Source organism: Mycobacterium colombiense (assembly GCF_001665835.1).
In the GTDB taxonomy this organism is placed as follows: Bacteria; Actinomycetota; Actinomycetes; order Mycobacteriales; family Mycobacteriaceae; genus Mycobacterium; species Mycobacterium colombiense_A.
This window is the reverse complement of the sequence record NZ_LZSX01000074.1, coordinates 68,293-88,646: the sequence shown is the minus strand read 5'-3', so window position 1 is coordinate 88,646 and position 20,354 is coordinate 68,293. Positions and strand designations below refer to the sequence as shown.

Below are 20,354 nucleotides of genomic sequence, written 5' to 3'. Positions count from 1 at the left end.
TCCCGGCGAAGGGCGCGGCTAGTGCGATGCAGACCAGCAACAGCGGAGACATGACCCTAAAACCTCCAAATACCCTTCACTGATCTGACGTTGGTCAGCCGTGGGAAGTTCATTCATTACTCACCCGCTCGCCAGGGCGCGGTCCGCGAGCGCACCCATCAGCGGTGCCACCAACTGCGCGTATTCGGTTGTCACATGGTTGTCGTCGCGGAAGACCAGGGTGTTGCCCACGATGAGGGGGCAGCGGTCGGGGGTGCAGAACATGTCGGTCAAATCGGCGTACTGGCCGCCGCTGCGGGCCGTGGCCGCCAGCTCCGCCGCGATGCCATCGCCGTCCACCGCCGCGGGTTTGGTTGGCGTACAAGCGTTCACGTCGTCGAGGTGGGCGGACAGGCACGCCGGCGCCGACGAGTGCGGGTCGGGGGCCGGCCCCAGCACCAGGACGGTCGCGCCGGTGCCGCGCAGCTGCGCCACGGTGTGTCCCAGGGAGTCGATCCACGCCGGGTCGTAGGAGGTGAAGCCGAAATCCCCGCCGTAGCGCCGGCTCATGTCCAGCACGATCAGGCGCGGGTGTTCGGCGTTCATCCGGCCCATGATCTGGGCGCGCCACTGTTCGCATTCGGTGTACTCGCGGCCCAGATACGGGCTCGTGATGTGCAGGTCCTGTAGCGGGCAGGTCACCTTGGCCAGCGTCTCCAACCGCCAGTGCCGCTGCTCGGCGAGCTGCTCGAAGGCCGGATTCCACATGGCGGCGTGCGAATCGCCGATCAGGGCGACGGTGGTCGGCGAGGCGGTGTCCCCCGTCGCGCACTCGCTGTGTCCGACGTCGCGCCAGGATCGGACGCAGCCGTTGACGAACACGGCCGCCTTGTCGGCGGGCGCCTTGGCCAGCGGCGGGTCCAGGTTCGACGGGACGGCTCGCAGGCCGACGGTCGCCGCGAGCGCCACGCGCGCCTGGTCGAACGCCTGACGAACCGCCGCCTCCCGGGGGCTGACGGCGGAGACGTTGGCCGGAGGCGTCGCGATGATGTTGGCGCGCGGTGCGGCCACCCCGTGGCCGACCGGGGCCGGGATCACGTTGAGCAGCAGCATGCATGCGCACGCGGTGGCGGCACTGGCGCCGCCCGCCACGGCCAGGCTGACTTTCGCCGACCGGCGCAGCGCGGCGGCGAACCGGCCCGGGTTCTCCACCAGGTGCAGGGTGATGACGGCGAGTCCGGCGGAGACCGCCGTCGCGCTCAGCCTGGCCGGCAGCCCCGCGGGCTCGCCGAGCAGCGCCGGCATCAGCAGCAGCACCGGCCAGTGCCACAGGTACCACGAGTACGAGATCCGGCCGATTGCGCGCATCGCCGGCCGGGACAGCAGGCGACCGGGCCCGAGCCCGCCGGTGACGGCGCCGCCGCCGATGACCAGCGCGGTGCCCAGCACCGGCAGCAGCGCCTCGGTGCCGGGATACGGGGTGTGGGAGTTGAGCTGGGTGCAGGTCAGCAGGATCAACGCCAGGCCGCCCCAGCCCGCGATCGATGCGGTCCGCAGCGACAGCCGGCGCCACTGCTGCAGCGACAGGGCCACCAGGCCGCCGGCGGCCAATTCCCAGGCGCGGGTGGGCAGCGAGAAGAAGGCCCACGACGGCGACGTGCGGGTCCAGAGCGCGCCCGCCGTCAACGACGCCGCGGCGACCACCCCGAGGACCACCGCGTACGGGGTCGCGCGCGTCGCGGCCGCGCGGAGGAGCGGGATGCGCCGGACCGACCAGGCCACGGCGATCATCAGTACCGGCCACACCAGGTAGAACTGTTCCTCCACGCCCAGCGACCAGTAGTGCTGGAACGGCGAGGGGGCGTCGGAGGCCAGGTAGTCGGTGCCGCGCTGCGCGAACCGGTAGTTGCCGACGTACAGCGCGCTGGCGATGCCGTCGAGAAACACGCTGCGCGCCTGCAGCGGGGGCAGCACCGCGGCCGCGCCGATCGCGGTGATGGTGCCGACGATGGCCGCGGCCGGCAGCAGCCGCCGGGCGCGCGCAGCGTAAAACCGGCCCAGCCGTACGGTATTCGTGGTGCTCGCCTCGCGGAAGAGCAGCCCGGTGATGAGGAAGCCGGAGATGACGAAGAAGACGTCCACGCCGATGTAGCCGCCGGTGACTCCGGGGATGCCCGCGTGGTAGAGCACGACGGCGATCACCGCGACGGCGCGCAGCCCCTCGACGTCGGGCCGAAATCCGTTTCGGGAAGTCCGCCGCTCCACGGGGTGTGGGCTGCCGGCGACTGATTTCTCCCGAGGCGTCATCTGCGTGGGCTAGGTCGCCATCCAGGCCAGTTCACCGGGCAGTTGGCTGCGCCAGTAGGCGACGTCGTGTCCGCCGAGGGAGAAGCTGCCCGCCGGTTGGGTCTTCAACTGGTAGACGAATTGCTTTGTGGCGAAATAGAAGCGGTCGAAGTTGCCGCAGTCCACGCGCAGCGGAATCGCATTCAGCGCCGGCAGGCCCAGCACACTGTTCTGCACGAAGTCGTCGTTGCTGTCGAACGCGCCCGGTGCACTCAGCGGATAGGAGGTGTACAACGCCGGGCTGATCGCGCAGATGCCGGCGGTCCGTGCCGGCCCCAGCTTGGCGCCCAGGCGAAGCGCCCCGTATCCGCCCATCGACCACCCCATGAAACCGACCCGGGACGTGTCGAAGCCCATGGTGGACAGCATCGGCAGCAGCTCGTCTAGCACCATCGCACCGGAGTCCTCGCCGGAAGTCCTCTTGTGCCAGTACGTGTTGCCGCCGTCGACGCCGACCACCGCGAACGGCGGCTTGCCCTCCTTGGCCAGTTGGGCCAGGCCGTCCGGGACGCCCATGTCGAGCATCTGGTTGGCGTCGCCGTCCACGCCGTGCAGTGCAATCACGGGGCGCAGCGAACTGGTCTGGCCCGGTGGCATGGCGATCACGTAATTGGTCTTGATCCCCCCACGGGCCGCCGACACGAACGACCCGGTGAGCCGGGTCGGCAGCGTCTTGCCCGCCGTCGGCGGCTCGAACGGCGCGGGCGCCTGCGGCAGCGTCGCGGCGCGCGAAGCGGCAGGAGCCAGCAGGGAGCTGAAGCTGAGCACGCCGGCGGCTCCGAGGCTGGCACCGGCACTCATCCGGAGCACCGCTCGGCGTGTGAGGTCAGGCATGATCGCAATAATGCCGCGCTGAGCGGCGATTACCCGCCGAGCCACGCCGTATTGGAAGCATTGTGTGATCTGGTGTGATCTTCCGGTGCCGAAGCGGTGATCTTTTCGGCCGTCCGACCCGTCGCCCGGCGCGGCCGATGCCGGCGCCGAGTTGCGACATCGCACGAGATCGTGATCAGCGTAGCGCCGAATCCGCCGGTTGTCGCCGCCCAACGCATTGCGATCGTATTGCCTTCTGGGACAGCGGGAGACGCGGTCACGCCGGCCGTCCGCCCGGCGCCTCGCTGTTGCGGCCCGGCGCGCGCGGCCGCCGGCTGCCGCGGTGAAGGCGGCGTCCGGCCGGGGATGCAATCTCGCAGGTTTCAACCCTCCCTCGCCGGCGCCGACTTCAGAAGGATGGAGTCCCTGTGCACAGGGGCGAAAGCGGAGCGAAAGAGGATTGTGAATTGAGTCTCGCGTTTCATTGGTTTCTGCCGACCTACGGCGATTCGCGGAATCTGGTCGCGGGCGGACACGGCACGGCGATGTCCGGTGACCGGCCGGCCACGCTGAAGTATCTGAACCAGATCTGCACGGCCGCCGAAGACAATGGTTTCGAAGCGGTCCTCACGCCCACCGGATTGTGGTGTGAGGACGCGTGGTTGACGACGGCGATGCTGGTCGAATCGACCGAGACGTGCAAGTTCCTGGTTGCGTTCCGCCCAGGGATGCTGAGTCCGACCCTGGCCGCGCAGATGGCCGGCACCTTCCAGCGGCACTCGGAGGGACGGCTGCTGCTCAACGTCGTCACCGGCGGTGAACCGCACGAGCAGCGGGCCTACGGGGACTTCCTGGACAAGGAGGCGCGGTACGCCCGCACCGCCGAGTTTTTGCATGTGGTGCGCCGGCTGTGGACCTCCAAGGAGCCGGTTACCTTTGCGGGAGAACACATTCAGGTCGAGGGCGCCCAGCTGAACAACCCGCCCGACCCGATCCCGGCGGTGTTCTTCGGCGGGTCGTCGGCAGCGGCGGGACCGGTGGCGGCCAAGCACTCCGACGTGTATCTCACCTGGGGCGAGCCGCTGAGCGCGGTCGCCAAGAAGCTGGACTGGATCCGCGGACTGGCCGTCGATGCCGGCCGGATCCTGCAGTACGGCTTGCGGATTCATGTGATCAGCCGCGACACGGCCGCCGAGGCGTGGGCCGAGGCCGACCGGTTGCTGGCCGCGATCGACCCGGCGGACGTCGAGCGGGTGCAGGCCAGCCTGGCGCGCAGCGAATCCGAAGGCCAGCGCCGCATGCTGGACCTGCACGGCGGCAACAGCAGCAGACTGCTGGTCGCGCCTAACCTGTGGGCCGGGGTGGGCCTGGTTCGCGGGGGAGCGGGCACCGCCCTGGTCGGGTCGCACGCCGAGGTCGCCGAGCGGCTGGCCGAATACGCCAAATTGGGCATCAGCCACTTCATCCTGTCGGGATATCCGCACCTGGAAGAGGCCTACTGGTTCGGTGAGGGCGTCCTGCCGCTGCTCGAGCGGATGGGCTTGTGGCGGCACCCCAACCGCCAATCGCACCCGGCAGCGGCGACGCCGTTCGCGGTTGCGTCGGCGCACTGACGGCCATGGCAGCGACCTTGCCCGCCCCCGTGCCCGACACCGGGATCGCGGTGCCCGACGCGGTCGACGAATCCTCCGAGCAGCAGCGCCGGCGGTTGCGCATCGTCGTCGCGGCGAGCCTGCTGGGCACCACGGTTGAGTGGTACGACTTCTTCCTGTACGCCACCGCAGCCGGCCTGGTTTTCAACAAAGTGTTCTTCCCCAACGAGAGTTCTTTGGTGGGAACGCTATTGGCGTTCGCGACCTTCGCCGTCGGGTTCGTCATGCGGCCCATCGGCGGCCTGGTGTTCGGCCACATCGGCGACCGGATCGGTCGCAAGCGCAGCCTGGCGCTGACCATGCTCATCATGGGCGGCGCGACGGCGCTGATCGGGGTGTTGCCGACGGCCGCGCAGATCGGGGCGTGGGCGCCGGTGCTGCTGCTGGTCCTGCGGGTACTGCAGGGATTCGCTCTCGGCGGCGAGTGGGGCGGGGCGGTGCTGCTGGCAGTCGAACACAGCCCCGGCGACCGGCGCGGGCGCTTCGGGGCGATCCCGCAAATCGGTTTGGCGCTGGGCCTGGCCCTGGGCACCGGCATATTCGCTTTTCTGCAAGTCATTTTGGGGCCGGCGCGGTTCCTCTCCTACGGCTGGCGCATCGGCTTCCTGCTGAGCCTGCTGCTGGTCGTGATCGGCATCGTGGTCCGGTTGCGGGTCGACGAGACGCCGGCGTTCCGCGAATTGCAAGGCCTGCAGGCCGCGTCCACCGTGCCGATCCGCGACATCGTCCGCGAGCCGCGATCGCGGCGCAACACCGTGCTGGGCCTGCTGTCGCGGTGGGCGGAGGGCTCGGCGTTCAACACCTGGGGTGTGTTCGCCATCAGCTACGCCACCGGCGCCCTGGGGCTGAATCGGGTGTCGGTGCTGGTGGTGGTGACCATCGCTGCCCTGGTGATGGCGGTGCTGCTGCCGGTGTCGGGCCGACTGACCGAGCGCTTCGGCGCGCGGCGGGTGTATCTGGCCGGCATCGCCTGCTACGGCCTGGCGGCTTTTCCGGCGTTCGCCCTGTTCGGCACCAAGGACCTGGTGTGGTTCGGGCTGGCGATGATCGTCGTGTTCGGCGCGGTGCACGCGCTGTTCTACGGCGCGCAGGGCACGCTGTACTCCGCGCTGTATCCCACGAACACGCGCTACACGGGACTGTCGTTCGTCTACCAGGTCTCGGGTATCTACGCCTCCGGGGTCACCCCGATGATCTTGACCGCCCTGATCGCGGCACTCGGCGGCGCGCCGTGGCTGGCGTGCGGGTATCTGGTTGCGACAGCGGTCATTAGCGTGGTCGCCACGGCCCTGATCCGCGATCGCGACCTGTACCTGTAAGTCGTTGTTGCTGCGGGCCGCGAAGCCCGATAGCGTCCGGGCATGCGGCGCACGCAACACAAGGTGAGTTCCGGTTCTGCGGGTGACGGTCCCCGCACGCCGGATGGCGGTGTTAATCCGCAACTGCGCCAAGGACTGTCGCAGCGCCAGCTCAGCATGATCGCCCTCGGTGGCGTGATCGGCGCCGGCCTGTTCGTCGGGTCCGGCGTGGTTATACAGGACACCGGCCCTGCCGCGTTCCTCACCTACGCCCTGTGCGGCCTGCTCATCGTCCTGGTGATGCGGATGCTGGGCGAGATGGCGGCCGCCAACCCGTCGACCGGATCGTTCGCCGACTATGCGGCCAAGGCCCTGGGCGGCTGGGCGGGGTTCTCGGTCGCCTGGTTGTACTGGTACTTCTGGGTGATCGTGGTGGGCTTCGAGGCGGTCGCCGGCGGAAAGGTGCTCAACTACTGGTTCCATGCGCCGCTGTGGCTGCTGTCGCTGTGTCTGATGCTGTTGATGACCGCGACCAACCTGTTCTCGGTGTCGTCCTTCGGCGAATTCGAATTCTGGTTCGCCGGAATCAAAGTCGCGACGATTGTGATCTTTCTGGTCGTGGGGACGGTGTATGTCCTGGGACTGGTGCCGGGCCATCATGGAGGTCTGGCCAATTTGGCATCTCACGGCGGATTCTTTCCTCACGGGGTCGGCGCGGTGTTCGCCGCCATCGTGGTGGTGATCTTCTCCATGGTGGGCGCGGAGATCGTCACCGTCGCCGCCGCCGAAAGCCGCGACCCCGAACTCGCGGTCCAGAAGGCGACCCGATCGGTCGTGGCCCGCATCGGGATCTTCTTCGTCGGTTCAGTCTTCCTGCTCGTGGTGCTGTTGCCCTGGGACTCCGTGGAACTCGGCGCCTCGCCCTACGTGGCCGCGCTCAAACACATGGGGCTTTCCGGCGCCGATCAAGTGATGAACGCCGTCGTCCTGACCGCGGTGCTGTCCTGCCTCAACTCCGGCCTCTACACCGCGTCGCGCATGCTGTTCGTGCTCGCCGAGCGGGGCGAGGCGCCGGCGCGGTTGGTCAAACTGAGCGGGCGCGGCGTTCCCCACTTCGCGATCTTGTGTTCGTCGGCGGTCGGGTTCGGATGCGTCATCATGGCGCGGGTCGCGCCGAACACGGTGTTCCTCTTCCTGCTCAACTCCTCAGGCGCCATCATCCTGTTCGTCTATTGGCTGATCGCACTGTCGCAGATCATCCTGCGCCGACGGACGCCGGCGGAAAAGCTGACGGTGAAGATGTGGTTCTACCCGGTGCTGTCGATTCTCACGCTGACCGGAATCACCGCCGTGCTGGTGCAAATGGCGTTCGACCACACCGCGCGCAGTCAGCTATGGCTCAGCCTGCTGTCGTGGGCGGTGGTGATCGGGCTGTACTTCCTTGCGCGATCGCGCGGCCGCGTCGGCGCGGTCTCCGGAGAATAGATCTCCTGCGGCTTACCCCGTGTGCGCCCCGGTGCGCGTCCTCAGCAGGCCGAGCCGCTGCAGATCGGTGACATACTTGTCGATCAGCGCCTCGGTCACGTGCGGGACGTCCTTGTCGCTGCCGATACCCGCGGATTGCACTGCGGCACGGAACTTTTCGGCGGGCATGCCGGTGCCGTGCGTCGGCTCACCGGGCTTCGCGTAGGCGTTCATCAGCGGTAGCAGGGAGCTCTTGCGCTGCTTCTCCGGCAGCGCCTTCATCGCCTCGGTGAATCTGGCCAGCCACTGCCGGTAGTCGTCGATGCGCTCGATCTTGTGCCCGTCGGCGCTGAGCCAGTCGACGAAGGTATCCAGAGAGACGCCGTCGTCGTGGGTATTGAGCACGTTGTAGGTGTGGTAGCCCTGTCGTGCGCGGGCCCCGAGGGTGGTGATGGCGTCGGCGGTGAAATCGGCTGGCAACCCGTCGTAATGGGCGCGCTGCGGATTGCCGGACGCATCGAGTTGATAGAACGAGCGCGGTGCGATCCCGGTGGCCACCAGGCTCAGGATCAGGCGGGTGAACATGTCGGGCACATTGAGCTGGCCGGCGAAGTTACTGTGCGCCAGGATCATGTCGGACCGGAACACCGCCACCGGCACCCCGCACAGGTCGTGGGCCTCTCTCAGCAGCACCTCGCCCGCCCATTTACTCGTGGCGTAGCCGCTGGCATACGACTCGTCGAGGGACCGCGAGGGGCTGGCCGACCGCACGTCGACATCCTCGCCGATGAAGCTGCCGTCCGGCAGCGTGGTCACCGCGACGGTGGAGATGTAGTTGATCGGCTTGAGCCGCTTGGTGATTGCGAGTTTGACGATCTCGGCGGTGCCCACCACGTTGGGCCCGAACAACTGGCTGTAGGGCAGCACGTGGTTGACCAGGGCGGCCGAATGCACGACGAGGTCGACCGACTCGGCGAGGCGCTGGTAGGTGGGCGTGTCCAGGCCGAGGTTGGGCGCTCCCACGTCGCCGACGAGCACCCGCAGATGCTTGTCGGCCAATCGCCGGAAGCGCTCGGACAGTTCGGCGTCACCGCTGTCGATCGCGGCCTCGATGCGCTGACGCCCGGCGGTCGGGTCGGCGCCGCGGGCCAGGCAGACCACCGTGCCGCCATCCGGGGCCAGGCGTTCCAGCCAGTCCAGGCACAGGAAACGCCCGAGATAGCCGTTGGCTCCGGTGAGGAGCACGGTGTTGATCGTGCCGGTCGCTGCGGGCAGCCGGGGTGCGGCGGCCAGCGTCTCGGCGTCGATGAAGCTGTCCAGCGTCAGGTCGGCGGCGCGGGCCACCGCGGCGCCGCGGCCGTGCACCGACGCGAACGTCGGCCGCGTCGACACCGAGGTGCGTTCGCCGTCAACGAAGTTCGCGACCGTGGTCAGGTCCGCGGTCGGGCTGACGATGGTTTGCACCGGTACATCGATGTGGAAGATCTCCGACAGGAGTGTGGCGAAGGAGAACGCGGACAGTGAATCGCCGCCGAGCTCAATGAATTTCGCGTCGGCGCGCAGCGCGGTGTCCACCGGGAGGCCAAGGGTGGCCGCGGCCGCGCGCCGGACCGTATCGATGGTGGGCAGCTGGTTGCTGGCGGCGCGCAGCTCGTCGAGTTGGTTGCCGTGGCTGGCCTCGATGTCGTCGTACATGGCGTCGAGGCGTTCACCGTAGTGGGCCTTGAGGGCCGGGCGCAGCAGCTTGCCGACCCCGGACAGCAGCCCGTTGTCACGGGTGAAACGTTGTGACTCCAGCAGGAAGTCGCGCGGGATCTCGTACGGCTGAAGGTGGTTGTCGGCGGCGATCCGCTGCAGCGAGTCGGCGATCAGGGCGCGCGCATCCCCGTCGCCCACCGCGTCGCTGTTCGGCACGATCACCGCGAGCAGGAACGGCTGCTCGCTGCTGCCGTAGAGGAAGATCTGCCGGATGTACGGGCTGGTCGAGAAGGTCGCCTCCAACTGCGAGACCGCGACGAATTCACCCTGCGAGAGTTTGATCACGTTGTTGCTGCGGTCCAGATACACCAGGTGATCGGGTCCCAGCTCGGCCATGATGTCGCCGGTCTTGTAGAACCCCTCGTCGTCGAAGATCTTCGTCGACAGCTCGGGGTGTTTGAAATAGCCGGGAATCACGTTGCTGGCCTTGAGGTGTAGCTCGCCGCGCGGGTAGGGCTTGTCGGTGGTGAGGTAACCCAGCTCGGGGACGTCGACCAGTTTGTAGTCGGTGACCGGCGGGCGCCTGATCCGGCCGCTGCGCATGATGCCGCCGCCGGTCTCGGTGGCGCCATAGCCGTCGGCCACCGGGATGTCGAGCAGCGATTCCATGAAGGCGTGCATCTGCTTGGACAGCGGGGCGCTGCCGCACATCGCCGATATCACTCGTCCGCCGATGAAGTCTTGCCGCAGTTCGGCTTTCACCGCGTCGTCGAGCTGCTCGCCGGAGAGCTCATCACCGGAGCGCTGGTCGAGCTCCTTGCGGTAGCGCCGAAAGAACATGTCGCACACCCGGGGAACGAGGTTCAGGGCGGTGGGCCGGACCAGGCCGATGTCGTCGAACAAGGTGGACATGTCGCTCTTGGCGGCGAAGTAGCCGATGCCCCCGGAGGACAGCGTGGCGATCAGCCACTCCAGCCCGTACACGTGCGACAGCGGCATGTACTGCAGGTGGATCGCCGGGATAGGCCTGCCGATGTCCACCGAGGGACTGTGCGGTCGCTGCCAGATCCGGGTCATCATGTCGGCGGTGTACATCGCCCCCTTCGGTACGCCGGTGCTACCCGAGGTGTAAATCAGTGTGGCCAGCGGGTTTTCGCCATCCTCCGGGACGAACGCGGTAGGCGTTGGGAGCCGGCGGCCCGACTCGAGCTCGGTGGCCAGCGACACCACCTCGGCGCGGTGCCCGGCGTCGCGGAGCCGCGCGCGGGCGTCGTCGTAGTGGGCCCGCTGCTCGTCGTCGTCGACGGTGTAGTCGAACACCACCAGGCGCTCGACCGAGGGCGCGCCGGCAACGACATCGACCGCGGTGCCCAGGGACTCGACGCTCACGGCAAGAACGCGCGGCGCCGTCTCGGCGACGATCGGGCCGAGCTGGGCCGCCGTGGAACTGGTCTGCAGCGGCACGAACACCGCACCCAGCCGGATGCACGCCAGGTAGTGCACGACGTAGTCGATGCTGGTGAAGCCCAGGACGCCGACGAAATCGCCCGGACTGAAGCCGCCGGGCAGACCGGCCTGCCATGCGGCGGCCAGTGCCGCGACCCGGTCGCCCAGCTCGCGGTAGGTGATGGTTTCGAACCCGGACAGCAGTGTCGTCGCGGCCCGGCCGGTCGACGCATCGCGCACCACCTCGCAGCCGCGCTGCCCCAGCGCGGGCCGGTCGGCATAACCGCTCAGGTAGGTGTCGACGACCTCGGCCAGCCGCAGACCCGGGCGATGCGCGGCGTCGGTCACCTCCGGCAACGACGCGGCGGCCCGGAACTGCGGATCGTTGGCATACAGCTGCTCGACGCGCTCGGCTATGCGCTGCTCGCGGTCCGAGTCGGTGCCGGTCTCAGTCATCGGCGGCTTCCTCTCATCGCGGCGTATGCCGGTGTGGCGTATACCCGTCCTGGCTGCGCCCAGTCAGCTCCATTCGCGTTCGATTGCTTTGATCAGCGCGGTCAGGGTCGCGTTCACCGGCGCCGCAACGCCGACCCGGGCGCCCTGGCGCGGCACAGCGCCGTTGATGACGTCGATCTCGCTGACCCGGTGCGCCTCGTGGTCCAGCAGCGCCGACGGTCTGGCGGCGGGCATCTGCGCGCCGAAGGCGCGCACGTGTTCGACCGCATCGGTGACGGCGACCGCGATGCCCGACGCCCGCGCGACCGTCCACGCCTCCGTCGCGGCCGCCTGGCTGACCGGCGCCATGTCCGGGTCGTCCATCACCTGGCCGACCGTCATGCCGGTCAGCGCGCACGGTGCGCTGTAGGCGGCATTGCACATCAGCTTCTCCCATTGCATGGCGGCGATGTCGGTGACGGCGGCCGCATCGAATCCGGCGTCGCTCCACGCCCGCGCGATCGACTCGACCGTGGCGAGCGGTAGCGACGAGTAGGCGCCGAACCGCATCGCTTTCATCGCGTTGTGACGGACATGCCCGGGTGCCACGGTCGCCGCGCCGAATCCGCTGGCGATTCCGACGGCGACCCGTTCCTCGCCGACGACGCCCGCGACGGTTTCCGCCGATCCCAGGCCGTTCTGGATGGTCAGCACCGGGGTGGCCGGGCCGAGCATCGGAATCACTTGTCGCGCACCGCTGGTCACGTCGGCCGCCTTCACGGCGAGCACGATCAGATCCATCGCCTCGTCCGGCGCGGTGGTGCTCGCCCGCAGCGGCACCACCCGGTCGTAGCCAGGACCGGTGACCCGCAGCCCGTGTTGGACGATCTGATCGATGCCGGGCTGGTAGCGGTCGATGGCCAGCACGTCGTTGCCCGCGGCGGCCAGCCTGGCGGCATAGATGGAACCCATTGCACCGCAACCGATTACCGCGATCTTCATCCGCGTGCTGTCCCGTCGGTCAGCTCGGCGATCAGTTCGGCCAGGCCCGCCTTCTGCTCGAGCCCGAAGCCCGCGGCATCGGTGGGCGATATTCGGCCCGCGGACAGCGCGCAGGCGTCGGGGTAGCCGCCGAACGGCGCGAACACACCGGGGTAGGCCTCGCAGCCACCCAGGCCCAGCCCGGCCGCGACGTGCAGGTTGATCAGATGTCCGCCGTGCGGGAAGGCGAAGCGGCGATCAAGGCCGTGCGACGCCGCGACGTCGAGCATCCGGATGTACTCGGTCAACCCGTAGCTCAGGCCCGGATCCATTTGGAAGACATCATGATTGGGCCGCATGCCGCCGTAACGCAGCAGATTGGTCGCATCCGGTACCGAGAAGAGGTTCTCCCCGGTGGCCACCGCACCGTCATAGCAGTCCGTCACCGCCCGGTTCAGCGCGTAATCCAGCGGATCGCCCGGCTCTTCGTACCAGCGCAGGCCGTAGGGAGCCAGCGCGCCCGCCCAGCGGGTGGCCTCGACCCGGTCGAACCGGCCGTTCGCGTCGACCGCGACCCGTTTCGCGTCGCCGACGATGTCGATGACCGTCTCGATCCGCACGAGGTCCTCGCCCAGCGCGGCGCCGCCGATCTTCATCTTGACCGCGTCATAGCCCGCGTCGAGGTATCCCCGCATTTCCGCGCGCAGCGAATCGACCCCGCCGTCGGCGTAGTAGTAGCCGCCGGCGGCATACACCGGCACCGACGCTGCGGGCTCTCGTCCGGCATGGCGGGCGATGGTGGCGCAGGCGGGCTCGTCGCGCAGTTTGGCGTTCAGGTCCCAGCAGGCCAGTTCGAGCGCTGCCGCGGCCGCCGCCCGGTCGCCATGTCCACCGGGCTTCTCGTCGGTGAGCGCGCATGCCAAAACCGCGGCGGGATCGACGTACCCGCACGCATCCAGCAGCGCGTCGGGGGACGCGGCCAGCACGCGCGGGATCATCCGGTCGCGCAGGATCCCACTCTGGGCGAATCGGCCGATCGAATCGAAAGCCACGCCCGCGACGGGTCGTCCGTGCCGGATCACGTCGGTGATCACCGCGACCAGGGAGACCGTGTGGTGGGCGAAGTTGACCACCGCATTGGCCGGCCCGCCGCGTCGGCCGTCGTCCAGCCCGACCGCCAGTTCGACGATCGCCGTGATCCGCATCACCCGGTGGTCAGGAGGTCTTTGTGAGCAAAACCGCCTGCTCGAACGGCAGCCTCGCGAAAACCGGTCGCACCCTGCGCGCTACGTGCGCCGCGGCCTCATCCTTGCTGACCACGCGCGGATCGGCGATGCCGAATTCTTTGCCCCTGCTGCGCAGCCGCCCGCCTCCCGCGGCCTTCAGGTTCTTCAGCCAATCCCGGTCGGGCCCGTAGGTCAGCAGGATGGCCACCCCGGGTTTGCCTTCGACATCGGTGGCGAACACATTGACTGGTGTGCGGTACGGCTTGCCCGAACGCCGCCCGACGTGCTCGACGATCCCGAACGGCGGAAGCCAACCGGCCCACATCCGCTGAATCGGGTTGGTGACGTGACGGTTGAACCGGGCAAGTCCTTGTGGGAGTTGCATATCACTATCCAACCCGCAGACGCCGGGCGAGGACAACCCGATCTTTTCCCGGGCAATGCGTCTACTGTCATCTCATGGAAGAGACGGCAGGTAACGAGGCCGCCCGACGCGCCCAGGAGCTGGTGCGCAGGGGGCAGGAACTTGCCGCCCGAAAGGCCATCACCGCGGCGGACGTGCAGCGCGCCGCGGAGCGTGCCGAGCATTCTCACGAGCGTGACCAGCAGGCGCACCGGCGGGGAGCGCGATGCCACTATGAAGCCGCCGTCGCGCACGAGCGTGCCGCCGAGGTCCAGGAACGTGCGGTCGCCGAGGGTCTTGGCGACGTCGCCGCACACGGGCGCGCCGCGGAAAAGCAACACGATGCTGCGCGCCGCAACTTCATCGCAGCCCAAGAAAACAACCAGCAAGGGGCCGGATAACCCGGCCACCAGTAGCTCGCCACGTTGCATCAGCACGTTCTGCTACACCCTGTAGTGGAATGACCCGCGAGGGCTGGGACACTAGTCGTCATGGGAAGCAGTGATCAGGCGACCGCGCACGCCACCGGGGCCCTCCGGGCCACGGCAGCGTCGGCCCGACTGTTCGAGGATGCCTGCGCCGTCATTCCCGGTGGGGTGAACTCCCCGGTCCGGGCGTTCAGCGCAGTGGGCGGGACACCGCCGTTCATCACCGAGGCGCGCGGGTGCCGGCTGACCGACGCCGACGGCAACGAGTACGTGGACCTGGTCTGCTCGTGGGGGCCGATGATCCTGGGTCACGCGCACCCGGCCGTCGTCGAGGCGGTCGCCAGGGCCGCCGCCTCTGGCCTGTCGTTCGGGGCGCCCACGCCGGCCGAGAGCCAGCTGGCGGCCGAGATGATCGGGCGGGTGGCGCCGGTCGAGCGGATCCGGCTGGTTAACTCCGGCACCGAGGCGACCATGAGTGCGGTGCGGCTGGCCCGCGGCTTCACCGGCCGCGCGAAGGTCATCAAGTTCTCCGGCTGCTACCACGGCCATGTGGACGCGTTGCTCGCCGACGCGGGCTCCGGGGTGGCGACGCTGGGCCTGCCGTCCTCGCCGGGAGTCACCGGCGCGACGGCGGCCGACACGATCGTGTTGCCCTACAACGACATCGACGCCGTGCGACAGAGCTTCGCCCGGTTCGGCGACGAGATCGCGGCGGTGATCACCGAGGCCAGCCCCGGCAACATGGGCGTGGTCCCGCCCGCGCCCGGCTACAACGCGGCGCTGCGCGCGATCACCGCCGAGCACGGCGCACTGCTGATCATCGACGAGGTGATGACCGGCTTCCGGGTCAGCCGAAGTGGTTGGTACGGAGTCGATCCCGTCGAGGCCGACCTGTTCACCTTCGGCAAGGTGATGAGCGGCGGACTGCCGGCCGCCGCGTTCGGCGGGCGGCCCGACGTGATGGAGCGCCTCGCCCCGCTGGGCCCGGTGTATCAGGCCGGCACGCTGTCGGGTAACCCGGTGGCGATGGCGGCCGGGCTGGCCACGTTGCGCAACGCCGACGCCGCCGCCTACGCCACGTTGGATGCCAACGCCGATCGCCTGGCCGGGCTGTTCTCCGAGTCGCTCACGAAGGCCGGTGTGGCGCACCAGATTCCGCGGGCCGGCAACATGCTGAGCGTGTTCTTCTCCGAAACGCCGGTGACGGACTTCGCGTCCGCACGGGCCACCCAGACGTGGCGGTATCCGCCGTTCTTCCATGCGCTGCTGGACGCAGGGGTCTACCCGCCGTGCAGCGCCTTCGAGGCGTGGTTCGTCTCAACCGCGCTCGACGACAGCGCGTTCGACCGGATCGCCGGCGCCCTGCCCGCTGCGGCCAGGGCCGCCGCGCAGGCCGAGGAGGGGAAGTCCTGATGGCCGAGCTCACCCGGGTGCACGTCGTGCGGCACGGCGAGGTCTACAACCCGAGCGGCGTCCTCTACGGGCGGCTGCCCGGCTTTCATCTCTCCGACAACGGCCGCGCGCAAGCGGCCGCGGTGGCCGACGCGCTGGCCGACCGCGACATCGTCGCGGTGATCGCCTCGCCGCTGGAACGGGCCCAGGAGACCGCCGCGCCCATCGCCGCCAAGCACGGCCTGGCCGTGGACACCGACCCGGACCTGATCGAATCGGCCAACTTCTTCGAGGGCAAACGGGTCAGCCCGGGCGACGGCGCCTGGCGCGACCCGCGGGTGTGGTGGCAACTGCGCAACCCCTTCCGGCCGTCCTGGGGTGAGCCGTACGCCGAGATCGCGGCCCGGATGCAGACGGCGGTGGACAAGGCCCGCGCCCGCGGCGCCGGCCACGAGGTGGTGTGCGTCAGCCACCAACTGCCGGTGTGGACGCTGCGGCTGCACGTGACCGGCCGGCGACTGTGGCACGACCCGCGGCGGCGGGAGTGCGGGCTGGCCTCGGTGACGACCCTGGTCTACGACGGCGACCGACTGGCCGACGTCGAGTACTGCGAACCGGCGGCATGTTGATCGCGCGCCGACGACGATGCAGAGCGAAGCGATGAGGAGGAGTGGCGCCTTGGTCGCGCGACGACAGGCGATGGCCGGGGCCGTGCTGGCGGCGCTGCTGCCCGGCCTGCTTGGCTGCTCGTCGGGCCACGACGCCGTCGCCCAGGGCGGCACCTTCGAATTCGTCTCGCCCGGCGGCAAGACCGACATCTACTACGACCCCCCGTCCAGCCGTGGCCGGCCCGGCCCGCTGGCCGGTCCCGACCTGGCCGATCCCGTGCATACGCTGTCGCTGGACGACCCGATCTTCGCCGGCCGGGTCGTGGTCATCAACATCTGGGGTCAGTGGTGCGGGCCGTGCCGCGCCGAGGTCACCCAGCTGCAGCAGGTGTATGACGCCACCCGCGGTGCCGGGGTGTCCTTCCTGGGCATCGACGTCCGGGACAACAACCGGCAGGCCGCGCTGGACTTCGTCAACGACCGCCAGGTGACGTTCCCGTCCATCTACGACCCGGCGATGCGCACGCTGATCGCGTTCGGCGGCAAGTACCCCACCACCGTGATCCCGTCCACGCTGGTCCTGGACCGGCAGCACCGCGTCGCGGCGGTGTTCCTGCGGGAACTGCTGGCAACCGACCTGCAGCCGGTGGTGCAGCGCCTGGCCGGTGAGGCATCGCCCACCCCGGCCGGTAAGGCAGGGCCGGTACAGCAATGACGGGATTCACCCAGATCGCCGCCGCCGGACCGCTTCTGGTGGCGCTCGGTGCGTGCCTGCTGGCGGGACTGGTGTCGTTCGCCTCGCCGTGCGTGGTGCCGCTGGTGCCCGGTTACCTGTCGTACCTGGCCGCCGTCGTCGGCGTGGACGAACAGCCGCCGGAAGGCGCCATCGAGGCCCCGCCGGGCGCCCGCTGGCGGGTCGCCGGATCCGCGGCGTTGTTCGTCGCCGGGTTCACCGCCGTGTTCGTGCTCGGCACCGTCGCCGTCCTCGGCATGACCACCACGCTGATCACCAACCAACTGCTGCTGCAACGGGCCGGGGGAGTGCTGACCATCGTGATGGGGCTGGTGTTCGTCGGCCTCGTCCCGGCCCTGCAACGGCAGGCCCGGTTCAGTCCGCGGCAGCTGACCACGGTCGCCGGCGCGCCGGTGCTGGGCGCGGTGTTCGCGCTGGGCTGGACGCCGTGCCTGGGGCCGACGTTGGCCGGCGTGATCACCGTCGCCTCGGCCACCGACGGCGCCAGCGTGGCTCGCGGAATCGTGTTGGTGATCGCCTACTGCCTGGGCCTGGGCATCCCGTTCGTGCTGCTGGCGTTCGGCTCGGCGGGCGCGGTGGGGGGTCTGGGCTGGCTGCGCCGGCACACCCGGGCCATCCAGATCTTCGGCGGCGTCCTGCTGATCACGGTCGGCGCGCTGCTGGTCACCGGGGTGTGGAACGACTTCGTCTCCTGGCTGCGCGACGCGTTCGTGTCCGACGTTAGGTTGCCGATTTGAGGCACCTTGTCGCCTGGAGCCGCAACACCTGGCGCGCCCTGACATCGATGGGCACCGCGCTGGTGCTGTTGTTCCTGCTCGCCCTGGGCGCGATACCGGGTGCGCTGCTGCCGCAACGCAACCTCAACGCCGGCAAGGTCGACGATTACCTGAAGGCGCACCGGGTGATCGGGCCGTGGCTGGATCGGTTGCAGGCCTTCAACGTGTTCTCCAGCTTCTGGTTTACCGCCATCTACGTGCTGCTGTTCGTGTCGCTGGTCGGCTGCCTCACCCCGCGGATGATCGAGCACGTCCGCAGCCTGCGGTCGACCCCGGTGGCCGCCCCGCGCAACCTCGCCCGGCTGCCCAAGTACGCCAGTCACCAGGTGCAGGCCGGGCCCGACGAGCTGAACGCCCTGGCCAACACGCTGGCCGCACGGCTGCGCGGCTGGCGCACCGCCATCCGGCACCAGGACGGCGCCGAGCCGGCCGATGCCGAAGTCGCCGAGGTGTCCGCCGAGAAGGGCTACCTGCGCGAGTTCGGCAACATCGTCTTCCACTTCTCGCTGCTGGGCCTGCTGGTCGCGGTGGCCGTCGGCAAGCTGTTCGGTTATGAGGGCAACGTCATCGTCATCGCCGACGGCGGACCCGGCTTCTGCTCGGCCTCGCCGGCCGCGTTCGACTCGTTCCGGGCCGGCAACACCGTCGACGGCACCTCGCTGCACCCGCTGTGCATCCGCGTCGACGACTTCGCGGCGCACTACCTGCCGTCGGGGCAGGCCACCTCGTTCGCCGCGAACGTCGACTACCAGTCCGGCGAGGACCTGACCGCCAACACCTGGCGGCACTACCGGCTGGAGGTCAACCACCCGCTGCGGCTCGGCGGCGACCGGGTGTACCTGCAGGGGCACGGCTACGCGCCCACCTTCAGCGTCACCTACCCGGACGGGCAGGTCCGCACGGCGACCGTGCAGTGGCGACCCGACAACCCGCAAACCCTGCTCTCGTCGGGCGTGGTGCGCATCGACCCGCCCGCCGGCAGCTACCCCAACGCCGCGGAGCGGCGCAGCCACGAGATCGCCATCCAGGGCCTGCTGGCCCCGACCGAGCAGCTGGAAGGCACGCTGTTGTCCTCGCGCTTCCCGGCGCTGGATGCCCCCGCGGTGGCAGTCGACATCTACCGCGGCGACACCGGGCTGGACACCGGGCGGCCGCAGTCGCTGTTCACCCTGGACCCCCGCCTGATCGAGCAGCATCGGTTGACCAAAGAGAAGCGGGTCAATCTGCGTGCGGGCCAGTCGGTCCGGATCGATCGGGGACCCGCGGCCGGCACCGTGATCCGCTTCGACGGCGCCGTCCCGTTCGTCAACCTGCAGGTCTCGCACGACCCGGGCCAGACCTGGGTGCTGGTCTTCGCCATCACGATGATGGGCGGTCTGGTGGTGTCGCTGCTGGTGCGTCGCCGCCGGGTATGGGTCCGTCTGACGCCCGACGCCGGCGGGTCGCCCGGTACGGTGAACGTCGAACTGGGTGGCCTGGCGCGCACCGACAACTCCGGTTGGGGCGACGAGTTCGAGCGGCTGTCCGAGCGACTGTTGACCGGCCTCGACTCCGGGGCCGCTCGCGCCGAGACAACCACCGCGTCGCACGGCGACGCGACACCCGCACCCTCCAAGAGGAGTTCTGAGGTGGACGTCAAATGAATACGGTGCACGTCAACATCGAGCTGGCGCGCTACTCCGACTGGGCGTTCACGTCGGCCGTGGTGGCCCTCGTCATCGCGCTGCTGCTGCTGGCCTTCGAGCTGGCATACACCGGCGGGCGCCGCGCGGATCAGCGGGCCCGGGTGCTGGCCGGTGCGGTCAGCGCCGACTCCGTCACTCCCGGCGTCGTGGAAGAGGCCACCCAGCGCCCGGTCGACGAGCGCGTCGGCAGGGCCGGGCTGTCGGTGGTGTACCTGGGCATCGGGCTGCTGCTGGCCTGCCTGGTGCTGCGCGGCCTGGCCACCCTGCGGGTGCCCTGGGGCAACATGTACGAATTCATCAACCTGACCTGCCTGTGCGGGTTGATCGCCGGGGCGGTCGTGCTGCGCCGCGCGCAATACCGCCCGCTGTGGGTCTTCCTGCTGCTGCCGGTCCTGATCCTGCTCACGGTGTCCGGGCGCTGGCTCTACACCAACGCCGCGCCGGTGATGCCCGCGCTGCAGTCCTACTGGCTGCCGATCCACGTGTCGGTGGTCAGCCTGGGATCGGGCGTCTTCCTGGTCGCCGGCATCGCCAGCATCCTGTTCCTGCTGCGGACCTCGCCGCTGGGAGACCCCGAGCGCACCGAGCACAGCGCGCTGAGCCGGCTGGTGCAGCGGTTCCCCGACGCGCAGACCCTGGACCGCATCGCATATCGGACGACGATTTTCGCTTTTCCGGTGTTCGGTTTCGGCGTGATTTTCGGGGCCATCTGGGCCGAAGAAGCCTGGGGCCGATATTGGGGCTGGGATCCCAAAGAGACTGTGTCATTTGTTGCCTGGGTGATTTACGCCGCGTATCTGCACGCCAGGTCGACGGCGGGATGGCGGGACAGGAAAGCCGCCTGGATCAATGTCGCAGGGTTTGTGGCCATGGTCTTCAATTTGTTCTTCGTTAACCTGGTCACTGTCGGCCTGCATTCTTATGCGGGCGTCGGGTGACGGTGCACAACCGGCCCGAATAACGCACAACA

Annotated in this window: 16 protein-coding genes; 10 read left to right on the top strand and 6 right to left on the bottom strand. The window is 69.2% G+C overall.

Annotated elements, in window-relative coordinates:
• Nucleotides 1–120: 120 nt before the first annotated feature.
• Nucleotides 121–2,244, bottom strand: coding sequence for an acyltransferase family protein (locus A5760_RS17460; protein WP_082279509.1), 2,124 nt, complete (start codon nt 2,242–2,244; stop codon nt 121–123).
• A 51-nt stretch (nt 2,245–2,295) separates the two neighbouring features.
• Nucleotides 2,296–3,159, bottom strand: coding sequence for an alpha/beta hydrolase (locus A5760_RS17455; RefSeq protein ID WP_269199194.1), 864 nt, complete (start codon nt 3,157–3,159; stop codon nt 2,296–2,298).
• Between the two features lie 446 nt (nt 3,160–3,605).
• Here A5760_RS17455 and A5760_RS17450 point away from each other — a divergent pair, with 446 nt between their 5' ends.
• Genes A5760_RS17450 through A5760_RS17440 form a run of 3 tightly spaced genes read left to right on the top strand, consistent with a single transcriptional unit; the run spans nt 3,606 to nt 7,573 of the window.
• On the top strand, nt 3,606–4,751 hold the full coding sequence (locus A5760_RS17450; protein WP_064882990.1) for an LLM class flavin-dependent oxidoreductase: 1,146 nt from the start codon (nt 3,606–3,608) through the stop codon (nt 4,749–4,751).
• Nucleotides 4,752–4,756: 5 nt separating this feature from the next.
• On the top strand, nt 4,757–6,109 hold the full coding sequence (locus A5760_RS17445) for an MFS transporter (protein ID WP_064883069.1): 1,353 nt from the start codon (nt 4,757–4,759) through the stop codon (nt 6,107–6,109).
• A 42-nt stretch (nt 6,110–6,151) separates the two neighbouring features.
• Nucleotides 6,152–7,573 carry an amino acid permease gene (locus tag A5760_RS17440; protein WP_269199193.1) on the top strand — a complete coding sequence of 474 codons (1,422 nt, stop codon included), beginning with the start codon at nt 6,152–6,154 and terminating at the stop codon, nt 7,571–7,573.
• A 12-nt stretch (nt 7,574–7,585) separates the two neighbouring features.
• Here the strand turns inward: A5760_RS17440 and car are convergent, their stop codons facing one another.
• The 4 genes from car to A5760_RS17420 all read right to left on the bottom strand — a co-directional run bounded on the left by car (nt 7,586) and on the right by A5760_RS17420 (nt 13,723).
• Nucleotides 7,586–11,152: a carboxylic acid reductase gene (gene car / locus A5760_RS17435; RefSeq protein WP_064882988.1), complete on the bottom strand. Its 3,567-nt coding sequence runs from the start codon at nt 11,150–11,152 to the stop codon at nt 7,586–7,588.
• Between the two features lie 63 nt (nt 11,153–11,215).
• Nucleotides 11,216–12,133, bottom strand: coding sequence for a ketopantoate reductase family protein (locus A5760_RS17430; protein WP_064882987.1), 918 nt, complete (start codon nt 12,131–12,133; stop codon nt 11,216–11,218).
• Nucleotides 12,130–13,317, bottom strand: a complete 1,188-nt coding sequence (locus A5760_RS17425; protein WP_064882986.1) for an enolase C-terminal domain-like protein — start codon at nt 13,315–13,317, stop codon at nt 12,130–12,132. Before A5760_RS17425 ends, A5760_RS17430 begins: the two co-directional genes overlap by 4 nt.
• 10 nt (nt 13,318–13,327) lie before the next feature.
• Nucleotides 13,328–13,723: a nitroreductase family deazaflavin-dependent oxidoreductase gene (locus A5760_RS17420; RefSeq protein ID WP_064882983.1), complete on the bottom strand. Its 396-nt coding sequence runs from the start codon at nt 13,721–13,723 to the stop codon at nt 13,328–13,330.
• A gap of 74 nt (nt 13,724–13,797) precedes the next feature.
• Here A5760_RS17420 and A5760_RS17415 point away from each other — a divergent pair, with 74 nt between their 5' ends.
• From A5760_RS17415 to ccsB, 7 genes are all read left to right on the top strand, one after another.
• Complete coding sequence (locus A5760_RS17415) at nt 13,798–14,142, top strand: hypothetical protein (protein ID WP_064882981.1); 345 nt, start codon at nt 13,798–13,800, stop codon at nt 14,140–14,142.
• 90 nt (nt 14,143–14,232) lie between these two features.
• Nucleotides 14,233–15,582, top strand: coding sequence for a glutamate-1-semialdehyde 2,1-aminomutase (gene hemL, locus A5760_RS17410; RefSeq protein WP_064882979.1), 1,350 nt, complete (start codon nt 14,233–14,235; stop codon nt 15,580–15,582).
• Complete coding sequence (locus A5760_RS17405) at nt 15,582–16,190, top strand: histidine phosphatase family protein (protein WP_064882977.1); 609 nt, start codon at nt 15,582–15,584, stop codon at nt 16,188–16,190. The genes hemL and A5760_RS17405 overlap by 1 nt, the downstream gene beginning before the upstream one ends.
• Before the next feature lie 70 nt (nt 16,191–16,260).
• Nucleotides 16,261–16,884, top strand: coding sequence for a TlpA disulfide reductase family protein (locus A5760_RS17400; RefSeq protein WP_064882975.1), 624 nt, complete (start codon nt 16,261–16,263; stop codon nt 16,882–16,884).
• The gene (locus tag A5760_RS17395; protein WP_064882973.1) at nt 16,881–17,660 is read left to right on the top strand and encodes a cytochrome c biogenesis CcdA family protein; all 780 of its coding nucleotides are present in this window, start codon (nt 16,881–16,883) and stop codon (nt 17,658–17,660) included. The genes A5760_RS17400 and A5760_RS17395 overlap by 4 nt, the downstream gene beginning before the upstream one ends.
• A 47-nt stretch (nt 17,661–17,707) precedes the next feature.
• Nucleotides 17,708–19,342, top strand: coding sequence for a cytochrome c biogenesis protein ResB (locus A5760_RS17390; protein ID WP_064882971.1), 1,635 nt, complete (start codon nt 17,708–17,710; stop codon nt 19,340–19,342).
• A complete protein-coding gene (gene ccsB, locus A5760_RS17385) occupies nt 19,339–20,322 on the top strand; it encodes a c-type cytochrome biogenesis protein CcsB (RefSeq protein ID WP_064882969.1) in 984 nt (327 codons plus the stop codon). Before A5760_RS17390 ends, ccsB begins: the two co-directional genes overlap by 4 nt.
• Nucleotides 20,323–20,354 lie beyond the last annotated feature (32 nt).